Source organism: Aliivibrio friggae (genome assembly GCF_057368515.1).
The window spans coordinates 697813-712468 of sequence record NZ_CM170649.1 but is presented as its reverse complement, the minus strand read 5'-3'; the positions used below and the strand labels follow the sequence as shown (position 1 = coordinate 712468).

Genomic DNA, 14656 nt, shown 5'->3' with positions numbered 1-14656 from the left:
CAAGATTAAAAGGGTTAAGGTACGGCAATAAAATACAATGCAAGCGTGATTGATGAGCCAAATACCATCCACTTCATTGATGTCATTAGTGTTCTTTTTTTCGGTAAAATTAAGCACACACCTGTTAGTACAAAAAAGATCATTAATAACGCGGTAATATCAATGAATGCTTTCCAAACTTCACCGCTGTTTCGTCCTTTATGTAAATCATTTAATAACGCAACAACGCCATAGTTTGAGCTTTCGATATCTGCCATGCCTGTCGTTAAATCGATATAAACAGACGCGTTATAACCGGGTCCTTTGTAATTTAATGACAATTCACCCTCGACTAGTTCACCGTCTTCAACGTCGGTAAAAACATCAACATTAGAAGGCGTTCCAGAGAGATCGGTGTGTTGATTTAAGTAATCAAGCAAAGCAGCGGTATTTGGTTTATTCCAAAGGGTGTGTTGTTTTTCATCTTGAGAAAAAAGCACTCTGTTAGGAACAGAAAGAGTGGTGTTTTTGATGTCTGGAGAGCTACTAACAAACCAATCAGGACGATTTAGCGTGATCCCGGTGATCGAGAAAAATAAGACAACGAGTAGAAGCGCCATTGATACATAGACATGTAAGCGACGCGCCCACAATTGTACTTGTTTATTTTTCAGCAACATGAATAAAACAGGATCATTTAAGAATAATGGATGGTAATGTAATTGATAATGATTTGCGTTGACATTCAATTTACATTGTTTACGTTTGGGGATTCTTTACTGTTTATTTTACGAGCAATAGAAAAGCCCTCATCATTCGATAAGGGCATTAAATGGAGTTTACGCTGAAGTATTGGCTGTTTTTCTCAATTGAGACAAATACTTTATCCACCCTTTCGCTTCATTTGAGGGCGTAAAATCATTGGCTCTTTTCGCATAAAGTAAGGCTGAATCTATTTGGTTTAGCTTGTAATAAGCTCTTACTTTAGCTAATGCAATATCATCTGTCTTTTTGTAATCCTTAACCTTATCTAAAGTCTTCAAGCCTTGTTGATGATGACCCTCTTGGATCTGCAATTGGGCCACTTGCCAATAATAACGTGAATCTAGCGTTGCAGCCTTTGACCAAGTGACAGTGGCTTTATCCCACTCTTTTGCTGCTTGCCAATAACTTGCTTGCATAGTCAGTAAATCAATATCACTTTGCGCTTCATCTAACTGACTTAATACTCCAGCGGCTTTCTCTGGGATACCGCGCTGAGCATAAAGTTGAGCCAACAATTTCAACTCTGATTGACTCAATTCAATTCCTTGTCGCTCTGCAAGAATAAGAGTATCTAACGCATTTTTAGGTTGATTCAAACGAAGCTGAATACTAGTTAACTGCTGCCACCATGTCGCTTTATTTGGTTCAAGTACAATTAAACTGTTCAAGGTAGGGATCGACGATTTCCATTGTTTTAACTGTAGTTGCGCCCCTAATTTCAGTACTAGTGATTGGCTTCTTTCACTTTGTTTCTTATATATCGCGACACGTTCATGCTTATTTAATGCAGAAAGGACCTTTTCCCATTGCGCCAACTGGTAATGGGTTTGAGAAATACGGAACCATAAATCGCCTATTTTTTGTTTTTCAGGCACTGAGTTCGCTAATTGATAATAATGCGGTAACGCATCACTAAAGCGCTGCTCTGTTAATAATAAATCGGCAAGCATACGTTGCGTTATCCATGCTTGCTCATCGGCTAATTGCTGGCTATTTACTGCTTTAGTGAGATATTTAACTGCCGACTTACTACTCCCTGCCTGCCAATGAAACACACCCAACATACGTTGAATATAGGCTTTATCATAATCCTGAGAAGGGGTTAATTCTGCCAAAACAGCAATTGCCTCAGGCATTTTTTCTTGCTGCTGTAATTGCAACGCTCGCTGTACTTTACCCGCATTGTATTGACTAAGTTGCTGAGCTTGCACTGCCCCAGCAAAAAATAAAGCGAAGCTAAGAATAAGAACAGAAGAATGTAATTTTAATTTCATCATTTTGCTAACGTAAACTCCAATTTCACCGTTTGTCCAACTTGAGCAATGGCTTTCCCACCGACTACTTTTGGTTGATATTTCCATTTTTTCAACGCTTTAACTGCTTCTCTTTCAAACATTCGACGCGGTTTAGCATCCGTCACTTTTACATTAGTTGGGCGACCTTGTTCATCAATGGTAAATGACATAACAACAAAGCCCTCTGCGCCTCTTTTCATCGCTTTTGATGGATAACGAGGCTCAACACGATACAACGGCATCGCTTGTTGGTTACCTGTAAAATCTGCGAAACTCGGTGCATTTATCGCTAACCCCGAAATACCAGAATCCAAGCTCATTGGTGGCATTGAACTTTGTGGCGTCGCCATTGAAGTTTGAGTTTGAGACGCCATTGGTTTTGCCTCTGGCGGCGGCTCTGGTGTTTCTGGTTTTTCCGGCACTCGACGTTGACGGCGCTGAATATCTTGTTCTTGCTCAACCATCACCATATCAAAGCGGATCGTCTCACTGCTTTCTGGTTTCCCGTTATGCCCGTTGTCTACCATCCACGCCATAAAGGTGAATAGTCCTACCGTCATAGAAAGCGCAATAGGCACTGCCAACAATAATCGCCACATTAGTTTTTCTCCGCAGCCAATGCGATGCCTTTAACTCCCGCACCTTTAGCCGCATCCATTACTTTTACAACCGTCCCGTTATACGCATGCTCATCTGCTTGAATCACTAACGATGCATCAGGTTGTTCTAATAACAAATGCTCTAATGTCGCTTGAACTCGCTCAGCATCCACCATACGTTTATCAATGAAAATATCGTTTGAAGCGGTAATAGCGACAAAGATACCGGCGTCTTTTTGACTCGATACATTACTGGCTTGAGGACGATTTACTTCAACCCCTGATTCACGAACAAATGAGCTTGTTACGATAAAAAAGATCAGCATGATAAATACGATATCGAGCATTGATGTTAAATCTATTTGTGCTTCTTCTTGGTTTGAAGAACGACGGCCAAGTCTCATGACTGACTCCTTAATGCTTTTTCTAAATGATGTTCTTTACGGCGGCATACTTTGGCTAAACGAGCATGAACAAACATACCCGCTAGCGCAGCAACCATTCCTGCCATGGTTGGTAATGTGGCTAATGAGATACCAGAAGCCATCAGTTTTGGCTGGCTACTGCCTTGATTTGCCATTACATCAAACACTGAGATCATGCCTGTTACCGTGCCTAGCAAACCGAGCATTGGGCAAATGGCGACAAGAACTTTGATGAAATTCATGTATTGATTAAGCTGAAGATGTGCTTCGCTTACCCAGCCATCACGGATCGTTTTCGCATACCACGAATCATGATCGTCTCGCTGTTGCCATTTATCTAACCATACTTTTCGCTGTGCCGGAAAAGTGTAAGATAAGAAAAATACACGCTCAACCACTAGTAACCAACACACAGCAACAACAGCGCCTAACCACCATAGAATGGGGCCGCCTTGTGCCATAAAGTGAGATAAGAAGGCCGTCATTAAGCTGCGATTCCCATTGGTTTATTTATTGTTTCTTTTTCTGCTTGTTCAGCCACTAAACTCAAGCCCTGTTTTTCAAGGATGGTACGAATACTCTCTGCTTGTGAGCTTAAGATATTGTGAGTTAATAACAGAGGCATTGCTGCAACTAAGCCTAATACCGTAGTCACAAGAGCCATTGAAATACCGCCCGCCATTACTTTTGGATCGCCATTACCAAATTGCGTAATCACTTGAAATGTTTCGATCATGCCAGTAACAGTACCTAAAAGACCTAACATAGGTGCTAATGCAGCGAGAAGCTTAAGCATTGAAAGACCTTTTTCTAAGCCTTGTTGCTCATCGACAATGGTTTCTAGTAAACGAAGTTCTAACGCTTCTACCGAACGAGTTTTTTCTGCATCATAAACAGATAAAACACGACCAAGAGGATTATTACCGATGTGTTCAGGATCTTTTAATTGAGTACGGATCTGCTGACGAATAACCAACAATCTTGCACCATTAAATAACGAAATAAGCAGGCCAATTGCCAATAGAGCGATAATGATTTGTCCAACCACACCACCCGCTTGAAGGCGATCTTTTAGCGTTGGCGAATTTGCAAGTTGCTCTAGCATGATGCCACGCGATGGATCCACTGCCATCATGATCACTTGTTGCTGCGCCATATCAGATAATGTTGCTACTGATGGCGCAAGCTCTGGCTGTTGTGCATAATACGTCGCAACTTGTTTTTTGTTACCCCAACGTAAAAAGCCTTCGTCGCCAACCAATGCCATATTTCCTAAACGGTAAGCATTCACTTCTGCGCGATGACCTGCACCGTTAATAACAGTTACAGGAACTAAAGTCAGTTGTGAACTTACCTGTGCTTGTTGTGTCATTGTTTGCCATAAACCGGTCAATTGGCCCATCGAAGGCAAAGATTTCGCAGCAACGATATCATTAATTACTTGGCTATTTTTCTTATCATCAAAGCCTGTTACTGAGTTCTTTAACTCTAAATCGACATCTTTTGCTGTTTGTCTTACAACACCAAACAGCTCTCCCAGACTGCCAGTTTCTAGATGTAATTTTTGCTCTAAAGAGACTAACGTTTTTTCATTATTGCTGAACGTTGAGCTTAATTTATCACTCTCTTTCTGTAGCTGTTTTCGTTCTGCTATTAACGCATTTCTTTGTGCTTTTAAACTTTGTTCTGTTTGTTTAAAACCAGACTCACGCTGTGCATTATGTTGTTTTTGAATTTGGCTTGCTTGCTTGGTGTCTTGAACTAATTCAGAGCTTGCTGCCGATGTGTTAGCTGAAAAACTTAATACTGAAATAGCTAAAATAAGTGGTTTGATCGTCATGTTATTTCACCTCTTTCAGTGATAAAGAAACGGGTAGAGTCAATAAGCTCGGAGCCACTTGTTTATAAGCGACAGAGTAAGCTTTAGCTAAGTCGTCATTAAATGATGAATCCAATAACGTCCACTGATTACTGTAGGTATTCCAGCTCCAGTATTGTGAAGCATCCAAACGACGAGCAAGCAATGAAACACGGCCTAAATGCAACATATCAGCATCGATTAATTCATCATTATCAACCGTGATTTGAGTTTGATATGTACCTAGCTTCGAGCCGTAATCCATCTCAATTTGATACGCTTCGAGAATACGACGGTATTTTTCTGCATCGCTCACATCGGCTCTTGTCATCATGTGTTCAAGTTTTTCAATACGTTGTTGGCGTTCTACTATCTTGATTGGTTTATCTTGCTCAACTAACACAGTAAGGCCCGATAACATTTTATACATCAATGGCACGACACCTTGTCTTGTCTCTTTAATTGTCTCTATTTGATTATTTAGGTTACCCATTTCTTGTTGCTGACTATTCACCAAACCAGTGAGGTGATCACGATAAACCGCAAGATTCTTTACTTCTTCTTGCAGTTGTTCGATCTCTGCTTTATATGCCAATGTTGCTTCTGAGCTTTTATCAATTTTTGTTTGGCTCACAGCAGAGGCTGTATTCGATTTATTTTCGATAGATCGAGCTTGATCAAGTGTAGATGCTTGAGCCGTTGTGATCACGGTAGCTAACGCTATTCCAATACTGGTTTTTAAAATATTCATATTATCTATTTCTTAACTGTTATTTTTAAGGTCTATCTCTTAAAAAATTTGCCTTCAAATAAACGCACTAAAGGGAGACCGAAGTCTCCCTTATATTTAATGCGCTAAATTAGTATTTAACTTGTAGTGTCGCCATGTAGTTTCGGCCTTCGCCAATAACAACATTTGATGCACCATTTTTTGCATAATCATCACCCGTTGAACCACCACCTGCTAGGTAGTCAGTATCAAACAAGTTTTCAACATTGAAACGAGCTACAAAGGTTAAATCTTGGTCGTATTTAATCGTATGAGCTAAACCTAAATCAAAACGAGTGTAACCATCTTTCTTAAAGGTATTCGCAGCATCACCGTAACGCTCGCCAACATAAATAGCACCTAAGTTTGCATCGGTATTATTTGTGAAGGCATAACGTGACCAAACACTTGCTGAGTATTCAGGAACGTCAGCTGGACGATTGCCTTGGTAATCTTCATGCACTGTGTATTCTGCATCTAAATAAGTAGCCGAACCACTCATAGAGAAACGTTCTGTAATAAAGCCTTGAACCGAAAGCTCTGCACCACGGTGAACTTGTTCACCTGCTTGAGTTTTCTCATCCATACCACTGCTTAGTTGCTTATCAACCGTTGAGTTTTCTTGAGTAATATCAAACACAGCACCAGAAACAAACAATTGGTTATCCATCAACTCCCATTTAGTACCTAATTCATACAACTTTCCACGTAGAGGATCTAATTTTTGTCCATCATTGACATAATTCGAACCTGACACTTCACCTTGCATTTCAAAGCTTTCAGAGTATGTAGCATAAATAGAACCCGTATCTGTTGGGTGATAAATTACAGCTAATTTCGGAGAAGTAGCCTCTTCAGCTAAACCTTCTTCAACTTGTCGATCAAAACGAACACCAACAAGTGCTTGCCATTGATCATTAAACGTAATCATATCTTGGGCATAGAAACCCCAGTTATTATATTCCGAACTTGTATCACGAGGATCTTTATTTGGATCACGAACAGGGGCTTGAGCTGGCTCACCAACCGTTGCTGTTGTGCTATTAAATGAATACTCTAAACGATCATAGCTATAACCTAACCAGTTACTGCCGAATAACATTTGGTGGCTTACACCCAATGCATCGAATTCACCAATAAGATCTATACTTGCTGTTTGGAATACCCATTTATCAGTACGATCACTACCACCTTGCTTGTATTCACCTGTTACTGGATCATACGTTTCTTCTTTAGGGAAGCTTTCTACATCATGACGATTAAAATCTTGATAGTTATAACTTGCGTTAATGCGCCATGTGTCAGTTAAATTTGCTGCGACATCGATACCGATATTCTCAACATCATTTTCAATTTTTGACCACTGAGCATCCCAGATATGATCATCACCAATCACCGTTTTTCCATCTTTGATGTAGGCACCAGAATCTACGCTACCATCATCAATAGTACGGTCATAATGCAGCGACACAGTAACGTCTTCTGTTACGTCATAATCAAGGAATAATCCACCAACGAAACGCTCAGTCGATGGCACTGTACCATCACTGTATTGACGCCATGAGTTATACGTTTGCTTTGAAACGATAGCGCGACCACGTAATGTCTGGTCTTCATTTAATGAGCCGCTAACATCGGCTGTTGTACGTGAATCATTATTTGAACCAAGATCTTGGCTTACACTTACTTGAGTTTCATAGGTTGGCTTTTTAGCTACCATATTAACTAAGCCGCCTGGAGCTGATTGGCCGTAAAGTAAACCTGATGGGCCTTTTAAAATTTCAACACGGTCTAATAATTCAATTGGTTGACGATAATGAGACCAATGTTGTTTTCCATCACGTAAGAAACCAGTACTACTGCTTAATCCAAAACCACGCAAAGTAAATTGCTCACGGTTACGCGTTGTTGCACCAGCACCGATACTTGCATCATTCTTCAATACTTCACCAAGCGTACTTGCACGTTGCTCATCAATAAGCTGCTCATCAATCACACTTACTTGTCCTGAAGTTTCTAGCTGAGTTGCTTCCATACGCATTGATGTTGAGTTTGTATCGGCTTTATAACCGTAATCACGGCCTGTAACGACCATGTGCTCATCAGTAGTTGATGTATCTGTTTCAGCGTAAGCAAGAGGGGTAGACAAAACTGCGCCAATAACAAGAGCCAACTGACTTTTAGAAAACATATTCCATTATCTCCAAAGATTTATAAAAGGGGTGATAAAATCTGAGATGGAATATAAATGATAATTGTTATTATTTGCATTAAATTTACATTCTTTGCATTCGTAAAGGTTTGTAAAGAAAAAGAAGAATGACTTAACAAAACGTTAAACCAATAAAAATGACACCAAAATAAACAATAAAAATGAATCTTTATTAATAGAACTCTCAATTATGAGCTACCGCTTACATTTATTGACATAACTTCGATTTAAATTACAAAAAATAATACAAAAGTGGTAGGATTTTAGGTTGACCACACAAAGATTGTGGCTAATTAAAGGATCATATTATGAACAAACGCTATATTGCTTTAATCATCGCCGTTGGTATTGCCATTGGCTGGATAACCTTAGGGGGTACCCAAGCAGTACTTCACGCAACATCAACCACTGAATTTTGTGTTTCATGCCACACAATGGAAAAACCACTACACGAATATCAAGGTTCTGTTCATTTCAGTAACCAAAAAGGCATCCGTGCCGAATGTGCAGATTGCCACATTCCTGAAGAACCAATTGATTACCTAATTACCAAAATCCGTGCGTCTAAAGACATCTATCACGAATTTGTTACTGGCAAAATTGACACTGATGAAAAGTATGAAGAACATCGTTTAGCGATGGCTGAAACTGTATGGGATCAAATGCGTGAGAACGACTCTGCTACTTGTCGTTCTTGTCACAGCTTTGATGCAATGGAAACTTACGACCAATCTGCTAGTGCACAAAAAATGCACGCATACGGAAGAGAAAATAACCAAACCTGTATTGATTGTCATAAAGGCGTTGCTCACTTTGCACCACAAGCCACATTAGATACGTCTGCTTTTGATCACCTTTTTGATATGGCGAAAAACACCAAAGCTGATGCTGAAAAAGTTTATCCAATTGAAAGCATCAAAATGGCCGATCTTGCTACAATTAACCCTACCGTTGAACTAACAACTGTTAGTAACGATGAAGGTAAACGTACAGTGACTGTTTCTGGTTACCAAATGAAAGGCGCAGAATCTGTTATTTACATGGGTGAAGGCCAACGTTCAATCATTGCGACTCTTACTGATACCGGCATCAAAGCTCTGACACTAGGTGAAGCAAACACTGATGCTTATGGCAACGAATGGCGCACGGCTGAGCTAACAGGCACAATTGAAGCACCTGTTCTTGCATCAAATCAACCATTATGGGACTACGCAGAAGAGCTAGACAACGTCTACTGTGCAACGTGTCACGCGAAAATTCCGGCAAATCACTTCACTGTTAACTCTTGGGGGCCTGTTGCAAAAAGCATGGGCGCACGTACTGATATCTCTGAGCTAAACCTTGAGATCTTAACTAAATTCTTCCAAAACCACGCGAAAGACGTGGCAAACCATAAATAAGGGAGTGACTATGACTACTATTACTCGTCGCGGCTTTTTAAAAGGCGCAGGTGCATCTGCTGGTGCATTAGCGATCACGTCTATCGCTCCGTTATCTGTAAACGCCTCTACACTTGGTCGTACAGATTCATTAATTCTAACCGCTGGTCGTATGGGTCCATTACTTTGTGAAGTCAAAGATGGTCAACTTATTTCAACCAAAAGTGGCTTAGCGCAAACCGTACCAAACAGCTTGCAACAAACTGGTCCATCGCAGGTTTACACCAAGGCTCGTGTTAAATACCCAATGGTTCGTAAAGGCTATTTAGAAAACCCAAGTAACCCTCAAGGGGTTCGTGGTAGCGATGAATTTGTGCAAGTATCATGGGATGACGCTTATAAGCTAATTCACGAACAGCATATGCGCATTCGTGAAGCTTACGGTCCTGAATCAATCTTTGCTGGCTCTTATGGTTGGCGCTCAAGTGGTGTATTACATAAAGCTCAAACACTACTTCAACGTTACATGAGTATGTCCGGTGGTTATGCTGGTCACCTAGGTGATTACTCAACGGGTGCAGCTCAAGTTATTATGCCTCACGTTGTTGGCTCTATCGAAGTATATGAACAACAAACGACTTACCCGGTAATTTTAGAAAACAGTGAAGTGGTTGTGTTATGGGGCTTAAACCCAATTAACACTTTAAAAATCGCATGGTCTTCAACCGATGGTCAAGGTCTTGAGTTTTTCCATCAACTGAAAAAATCAGGCAAAACCGTTATTATTATTGACCCAATGCGTTCAGAAACCGCTGAATTCTTTGGTGATAAAGCAGAATGGATTGCACCTAACCCGCAATCTGATGTCGCTATGATGATGGGTATTGCTTACCAGTTAATCAAAACACAACAGCACGATGCTGAATTCCTAGCTAAATACACTGTAGGCTTTGAGGAATTTGAAGCGTACTTGATGGGTAAAGAAGACGGCATCGAGAAAACCCCACAATGGGCTGAAGCGATCTGTGGCGTTCCTGCAAAACAAATCGAACTACTGGCTAAGATCTTCAAAGAAAACCGTACCATGCTGATGGCGGGTTGGGGTATGCAACGTCAGCAACACGGTGAACAACGTCACTGGATGCTTACCGTTCTTGCTTCAATGCTTGGTCAAGTTGGCTTACCTGGCGGTGGTTTTGGTTATTCATACCATTACTCAAATGGCGGTAACCCAGCACGTGACGCAGGTGTATTACCTGCAATGTCTCCATCGCTAGGTGGCAGCTCAGCAGGTGGTAATGACTGGGCTATTCAAGGTTCAGTTACGGCTTTCCCTGTCGCTCGTATTGTTGAATGTTTAGAAAAACCGGGCACAGAGTACCAACACAATGGCCATACGCTAACCTTCCCAGAACTGAAAATGATCTGGTGGGCGGGCGGTGCTAACTTTACCCATCACCAAGATACAAACCGTTTGATCAAAGCATGGCAAAAACCTGAGATGATCGTTATTTCAGAACCATACTGGACTGCTGCGGCTAAACACGCGGATATCGTTCTCCCAATTACGACGTCATTTGAGCGTAATGATATGACGATGACAGGCGATTACTCTAACCAGCATCTTGTTCCTATGAAGCAAGTCGTTGAGCCACAAAACGAAGCACGTAGTGATCTTGACGTATTCGCAGATATGGCTGAGTTCCTAAAGCCTGGCGGTAAAAATGTGTATATGGAAAACAAAACGGAGATGGAATGGCTTCGTGATTTCTATAAAACAGCACAAAAAGGCGGCCGCAACGCACGTGTACCTATGATGAATTTCTCTAAGTTCTGGGAAGCAAACAAGCTTATCGAAATGAAGTGGAATGTAAAGAATGCAGAGTTTGTACGTTTTGGTGATTTCCGTAAAGATCCAATCATGAACCCACTAGGCACGCCAAGTGGTAAGATTGAGATCTTCTCTAAAACTATCGAAAGTTACAAACTGGATGATTGTCCTCCACACCCAGTATGGATGGAACCAACAGAGTGGATGTTTAACTACACTGATGGCGAACTACAGTTAATGACATCGCACTCAGCACACCGTTTGCACAGCCAATTTAACTATGCCGATCTTCGTAAAAAATACGCGGTACAAAACCGTGAGCCTATTACGATTCACCCAGAAGATGCAAAAGCACGTGGTATTAAAGATGGCGATTTAGTTCGCGCTTATAACCAACGTGGCCAAGTTCTGGTTGGTGCTTTTGTTTCTAATGGCATCAAAAAAGGCAGCGTATGTATCCACGAAGGAGCATGGCCTGATTTAGATCCTAAGACAGGTATGTGTAAAAACGGTGGACCAAACGTACTAACGATGGATATTCCGACCTCTCGTTTAGGTAATGGTAACTGTGGTAACTCTGGTGTTGTAAAAATTGAAAAATACACGGGTGTTGCACCAACATTAACGGCGTTTACGCCACCAATGAATGGGTAATATGATGTAGTTCATACCCATAAATAACAAACCCGAGCATGTAATGTGCTCGGGTTTATTTTTATCTTCACTTCAATGTTTCTTATAACCATCGCAGTAATTCTAATCAAAGCAGGTACTAAACAGGAAACAGCAGTGAGATCCTCAGACCGCCCTCTTTTCGATTCTCAGCCTTCACTTTCCCCTTCATTACTGACATCGCTTCTTTAACAATCGCAAGCCCTAAACCATAGCCACCAGATTGCTTATCTCTAGCTGACTCTAAGCGGGTAAATGGAGAAAATATATTCGATAACTGATGTTCTTGGATCCCTAAACCATCATCTTCAACGATTACCGCGACATACTCTTTATCTTGCTCTGTATATGGCGTCACGATAACCTGAATCACCGCACTGTCACCGGCATATTTAATCGCATTACCAATCAGATTGCTAATAATCCGAGTCACCAAACGAGGATCTGCCATCGCCATTGGAATAGGTTGTGTGGCTGTCATTTCTAAACTTTGATTTAATTTTAAATCGACGCGACGTTGAGCCACTTGAGCGCTGCAGTGGCTCTCTAACATAATCGCTTCTAACTTTGTGGAGTAACGAGCGTTCTCTAAACGGCTAAACTCTAAGATCTCACCCACTAATTCATTCATCTCATTAGATTCACTCTCTAATCTATCCAATAAATGTTGATGCTCGCTGTCCACTTTCTTTCTCAGTAAATGCAACGCTAAATTATGTCGAGCTAATGGCGTTCGTAATTCATGAGAAACATCACGGATCAGTCTCTGCTGCTTTTCAGCTAAAGAGTGGATCTCATGGGTCATATTATCAAAGTCATGAGCTAACTCGCTAAACTCTCGAACCGAATGTCCTATCTCTTCTCCCACTTTAACGTCAAAATCGCCTTGCGCTAATTTATGACTTACTTCGCGTAATTTAGCGAGTGGCTGCTGTAAATAGTGAGCAATAACCCAAGAGAACAACCCTAGGATCAACCCTGAAATAACGAACTTTATAATGCCAAAATAAAGAGGGAAATCTTTTGCGGGATGGTACTGATACGGCATTTGAATTACTATCGTTAAACCATCCTTTAATGGAATACCGATAATCGGACGGTTCACTTCATTATCTAATTGCGTATCTAATGGACGTAGATATCTGAGTTTAAATGCAAAATGAGGATGCATATCACGATGAGTAATTGGTCGTTTATTTTCATCAAGAACAAAAAGATAATACTCTTGTGCTCTTGCCCAATCGGCTAACTCATCCATATCCCCATCTTCAATCATCACATTTGCTTGGTCAGCCAAATCTAACATCTTAGTTTGTATGGATGCAGGAATACGTAACATTGATTTCATTAAGGCAATTTCAGCCAAGCTTTGTAGCGATATGATCAAAAATAAGCTGACTGCGAATGCACTAAATAAACGAAACGCTAATCCATTTTTATGCTTACGTACAAAAGAGGGACAAGTACAAAACCAATGAAGCATATTCATTCAACCTTACCCATCATTAGTTATTAACCGTTTTGATAAAGCTATAGCCACGCCCACGAACGGTTTTAATGTGCTGTTTAGATAAACCAGATTGAAGTAATTTACGACGAATATTACTGATATGCATATCTAGGTTACGATCAAACGGGCATAACTCTTTTTTGAGAATGTTAACTTGAAGATCAGATTTAGACACCACAACATCAGCATTCTTAATCAGATATTGCAGTAATTCGGATTCCGTTTCAGTCAATGGTAAACGTAAAAATTGCTCTGCCAGATCTTCGGTCGCACCCACATAATTTTGGCGCTGACGCTCTAAACCGACACGACGTAAAATAGCGGTAATACGCACCAATAATTCAGGAACATTGAAAGGTTTAGCAAGAAAATGATCTGCGCCTGCTTGCAAACCATCAAGCATAGACTCTTCATCACCTAAAGCAGTAAGCATAAGAATAGGAGTGGCAAAGCGCTGACAAATGCGTCTCGCCACTTGATAACCATCTAATTTTGGTAACATGACATCAAGTAAAACAAGGTCAACTGAATGCGTCTGAATAAACTCTAGCGCACTTTCTCCACAATGTACGCAATCGACATCGTAGCCTTCATCTTGTAATACTTCTTGTAATAAATTGCATAACGCAATGTCATCATCAACCACTAAAATACGGGACACGTTTACTCACCAATTAAATGAAAATCGTTCGCATTCTAATCTCAGCATTACCTCAGTGCAATAAAGAATTTCAAATGGCGACAGTTTCTCTCTTCTTAATGATATCAGTCATAAAAACACGACCCACTCCCCAAACCAACATGACAAAAATGTCATATACCAGACCCCGTCATGTCACTTTCAGTCCACTATTATGAACCTACTTAAACAAAACAGCTCATTAAGGGATCATCATGAAATCATTCAAAACACTTGCTCTATCAGCCGTTATTATTCTTGCAAGTTCAAATGCGATGGCTAACTCAGTTATCACTAGCGGCAACTATATTAGTAAAACAAGCAATACGACGCTCTATACTGACCATGTAACAACGAAAAAAGAAGCCTACAATCAAGCTTTAACTCAATTAAATAAACTTGATACAAGCTCACCGTCAGAACTTAAAAATGCATTAAAAATCAAATCATTTGAATCAAAAACAACCCAAAGCATTAGCTTAGATGACAAGAGTTACATCACAGTTCAAGAAACAATGAACATGGCAGGGCAAATACAATACACAGGATTAATACACGCAAATTATCATTACTTAGAGCACACCTCTAATGACTAGTTTTTTTGTACTATTCTTTATAAATCAACGTGCCATATAAGAAAGATGCGACTATATTGTATTGATACCCACTGATTGTTCTCCATA

General features: G+C 40.4%; 13 protein-coding genes. 3 read left to right on the top strand and 10 right to left on the bottom strand.

The genetic code is table 11. The features are described from left to right. Positions 1 to 14: 14 nt before the first annotated feature. The 8 genes from AC2INI_RS16605 to AC2INI_RS16570 all read right to left on the bottom strand — a co-directional run bounded on the left by AC2INI_RS16605 (position 15) and on the right by AC2INI_RS16570 (position 7881). Positions 15 to 659 carry a PepSY-associated TM helix domain-containing protein gene (locus tag AC2INI_RS16605; protein ID WP_486306458.1) on the bottom strand — a complete coding sequence of 215 codons (645 nt, stop codon included), beginning with the start codon at positions 657 to 659 and terminating at the stop codon, positions 15 to 17. A 159-nt stretch (positions 660 to 818) separates the two neighbouring features. Further along, positions 819 to 2021 (bottom strand): tetratricopeptide repeat protein, encoded by a 1203-nt coding sequence (locus AC2INI_RS16600; protein ID WP_486305755.1) that lies wholly within the window; start codon positions 2019 to 2021, stop codon positions 819 to 821. Beyond that, the gene (locus AC2INI_RS16595) at positions 2018 to 2638 is read right to left on the bottom strand and encodes an energy transducer TonB (RefSeq protein ID WP_065592692.1); all 621 of its coding nucleotides are present in this window, start codon (positions 2636 to 2638) and stop codon (positions 2018 to 2020) included. The genes AC2INI_RS16600 and AC2INI_RS16595 overlap by 4 nt, the downstream gene beginning before the upstream one ends. Next, positions 2638 to 3042: an ExbD/TolR family protein gene (locus AC2INI_RS16590; protein ID WP_017021643.1), complete on the bottom strand. Its 405-nt coding sequence runs from the start codon at positions 3040 to 3042 to the stop codon at positions 2638 to 2640. The genes AC2INI_RS16595 and AC2INI_RS16590 overlap by 1 nt, the downstream gene beginning before the upstream one ends. Then, positions 3039 to 3548, bottom strand: coding sequence for a MotA/TolQ/ExbB proton channel family protein (locus AC2INI_RS16585; RefSeq protein WP_486305754.1), 510 nt, complete (start codon positions 3546 to 3548; stop codon positions 3039 to 3041). The genes AC2INI_RS16590 and AC2INI_RS16585 overlap by 4 nt, the downstream gene beginning before the upstream one ends. After that, a complete protein-coding gene (locus tag AC2INI_RS16580; protein ID WP_486305753.1) occupies positions 3548 to 4903 on the bottom strand; it encodes a MotA/TolQ/ExbB proton channel family protein in 1356 nt (451 codons plus the stop codon). The genes AC2INI_RS16585 and AC2INI_RS16580 overlap by 1 nt, the downstream gene beginning before the upstream one ends. Before the next feature lies 1 nt (position 4904). Then, positions 4905 to 5672, bottom strand: a complete 768-nt coding sequence (locus AC2INI_RS16575; RefSeq protein ID WP_122032533.1) for a DUF3450 domain-containing protein — start codon at positions 5670 to 5672, stop codon at positions 4905 to 4907. A gap of 109 nt (positions 5673 to 5781) precedes the next feature. Beyond that, entirely contained in the window at positions 5782 to 7881 is a 2100-nt protein-coding gene (locus AC2INI_RS16570; protein ID WP_486305752.1) for a TonB-dependent siderophore receptor, read from the bottom strand. A 329-nt stretch (positions 7882 to 8210) separates the two neighbouring features. On the opposite strand from AC2INI_RS16570, the gene AC2INI_RS16565 reads away from it, so the two are divergent. Both AC2INI_RS16565 and AC2INI_RS16560 read left to right on the top strand, forming a co-directional pair. Then, complete coding sequence (locus AC2INI_RS16565) at positions 8211 to 9302, top strand: NapC/NirT family cytochrome c (RefSeq protein ID WP_486305751.1); 1092 nt, start codon at positions 8211 to 8213, stop codon at positions 9300 to 9302. Between the two features lie 10 nt (positions 9303 to 9312). Further along, entirely contained in the window at positions 9313 to 11766 is a 2454-nt protein-coding gene (locus AC2INI_RS16560) for a molybdopterin guanine dinucleotide-containing S/N-oxide reductase (RefSeq protein WP_486305750.1), read from the top strand. A gap of 118 nt (positions 11767 to 11884) precedes the next feature. Here the strand turns inward: AC2INI_RS16560 and AC2INI_RS16555 are convergent, their stop codons facing one another. Then, a complete protein-coding gene (locus AC2INI_RS16555; RefSeq protein WP_486305749.1) occupies positions 11885 to 13273 on the bottom strand; it encodes a histidine kinase sensor domain-containing protein in 1389 nt (462 codons plus the stop codon). A gap of 16 nt (positions 13274 to 13289) precedes the next feature. After that, the gene (locus AC2INI_RS16550; protein ID WP_122032528.1) at positions 13290 to 13955 is read right to left on the bottom strand and encodes a response regulator transcription factor; all 666 of its coding nucleotides are present in this window, start codon (positions 13953 to 13955) and stop codon (positions 13290 to 13292) included. A gap of 233 nt (positions 13956 to 14188) precedes the next feature. On the opposite strand from AC2INI_RS16550, the gene AC2INI_RS16545 reads away from it, so the two are divergent. Beyond that, a complete protein-coding gene (locus tag AC2INI_RS16545) occupies positions 14189 to 14569 on the top strand; it encodes a DUF3316 domain-containing protein (protein ID WP_122032527.1) in 381 nt (126 codons plus the stop codon). Positions 14570 to 14656: the final 87 nt, after the last annotated feature.

Coding starts and splice junctions, on each gene's coding strand:
- AC2INI_RS16580 (WP_486305753.1), bottom strand. CDS start 4,903: ATGACGATCAAACCACTTATTTTAGCTATTTCAGTATTAAGTTTTTCA.
- AC2INI_RS16570 (WP_486305752.1), bottom strand. CDS start 7,881: ATGTTTTCTAAAAGTCAGTTGGCTCTTGTTATTGGCGCAGTTTTGTCT.
- AC2INI_RS16555 (WP_486305749.1), bottom strand. CDS start 13,273: ATGAATATGCTTCATTGGTTTTGTACTTGTCCCTCTTTTGTACGTAAG.
- AC2INI_RS16590 (WP_017021643.1), bottom strand. CDS start 3,042: ATGAGACTTGGCCGTCGTTCTTCAAACCAAGAAGAAGCACAAATAGAT.
- AC2INI_RS16585 (WP_486305754.1), bottom strand. CDS start 3,548: ATGACGGCCTTCTTATCTCACTTTATGGCACAAGGCGGCCCCATTCTA.
- AC2INI_RS16605 (WP_486306458.1), bottom strand. CDS start 659: ATGTTGCTGAAAAATAAACAAGTACAATTGTGGGCGCGTCGCTTACAT.
- AC2INI_RS16560 (WP_486305750.1), top strand. CDS start 9,313: ATGACTACTATTACTCGTCGCGGCTTTTTAAAAGGCGCAGGTGCATCT.
- AC2INI_RS16545 (WP_122032527.1), top strand. CDS start 14,189: ATGAAATCATTCAAAACACTTGCTCTATCAGCCGTTATTATTCTTGCA.
- AC2INI_RS16595 (WP_065592692.1), bottom strand. CDS start 2,638: ATGTGGCGATTATTGTTGGCAGTGCCTATTGCGCTTTCTATGACGGTA.
- AC2INI_RS16565 (WP_486305751.1), top strand. CDS start 8,211: ATGAACAAACGCTATATTGCTTTAATCATCGCCGTTGGTATTGCCATT.
- AC2INI_RS16575 (WP_122032533.1), bottom strand. CDS start 5,672: ATGAATATTTTAAAAACCAGTATTGGAATAGCGTTAGCTACCGTGATC.
- AC2INI_RS16600 (WP_486305755.1), bottom strand. CDS start 2,021: ATGATGAAATTAAAATTACATTCTTCTGTTCTTATTCTTAGCTTCGCT.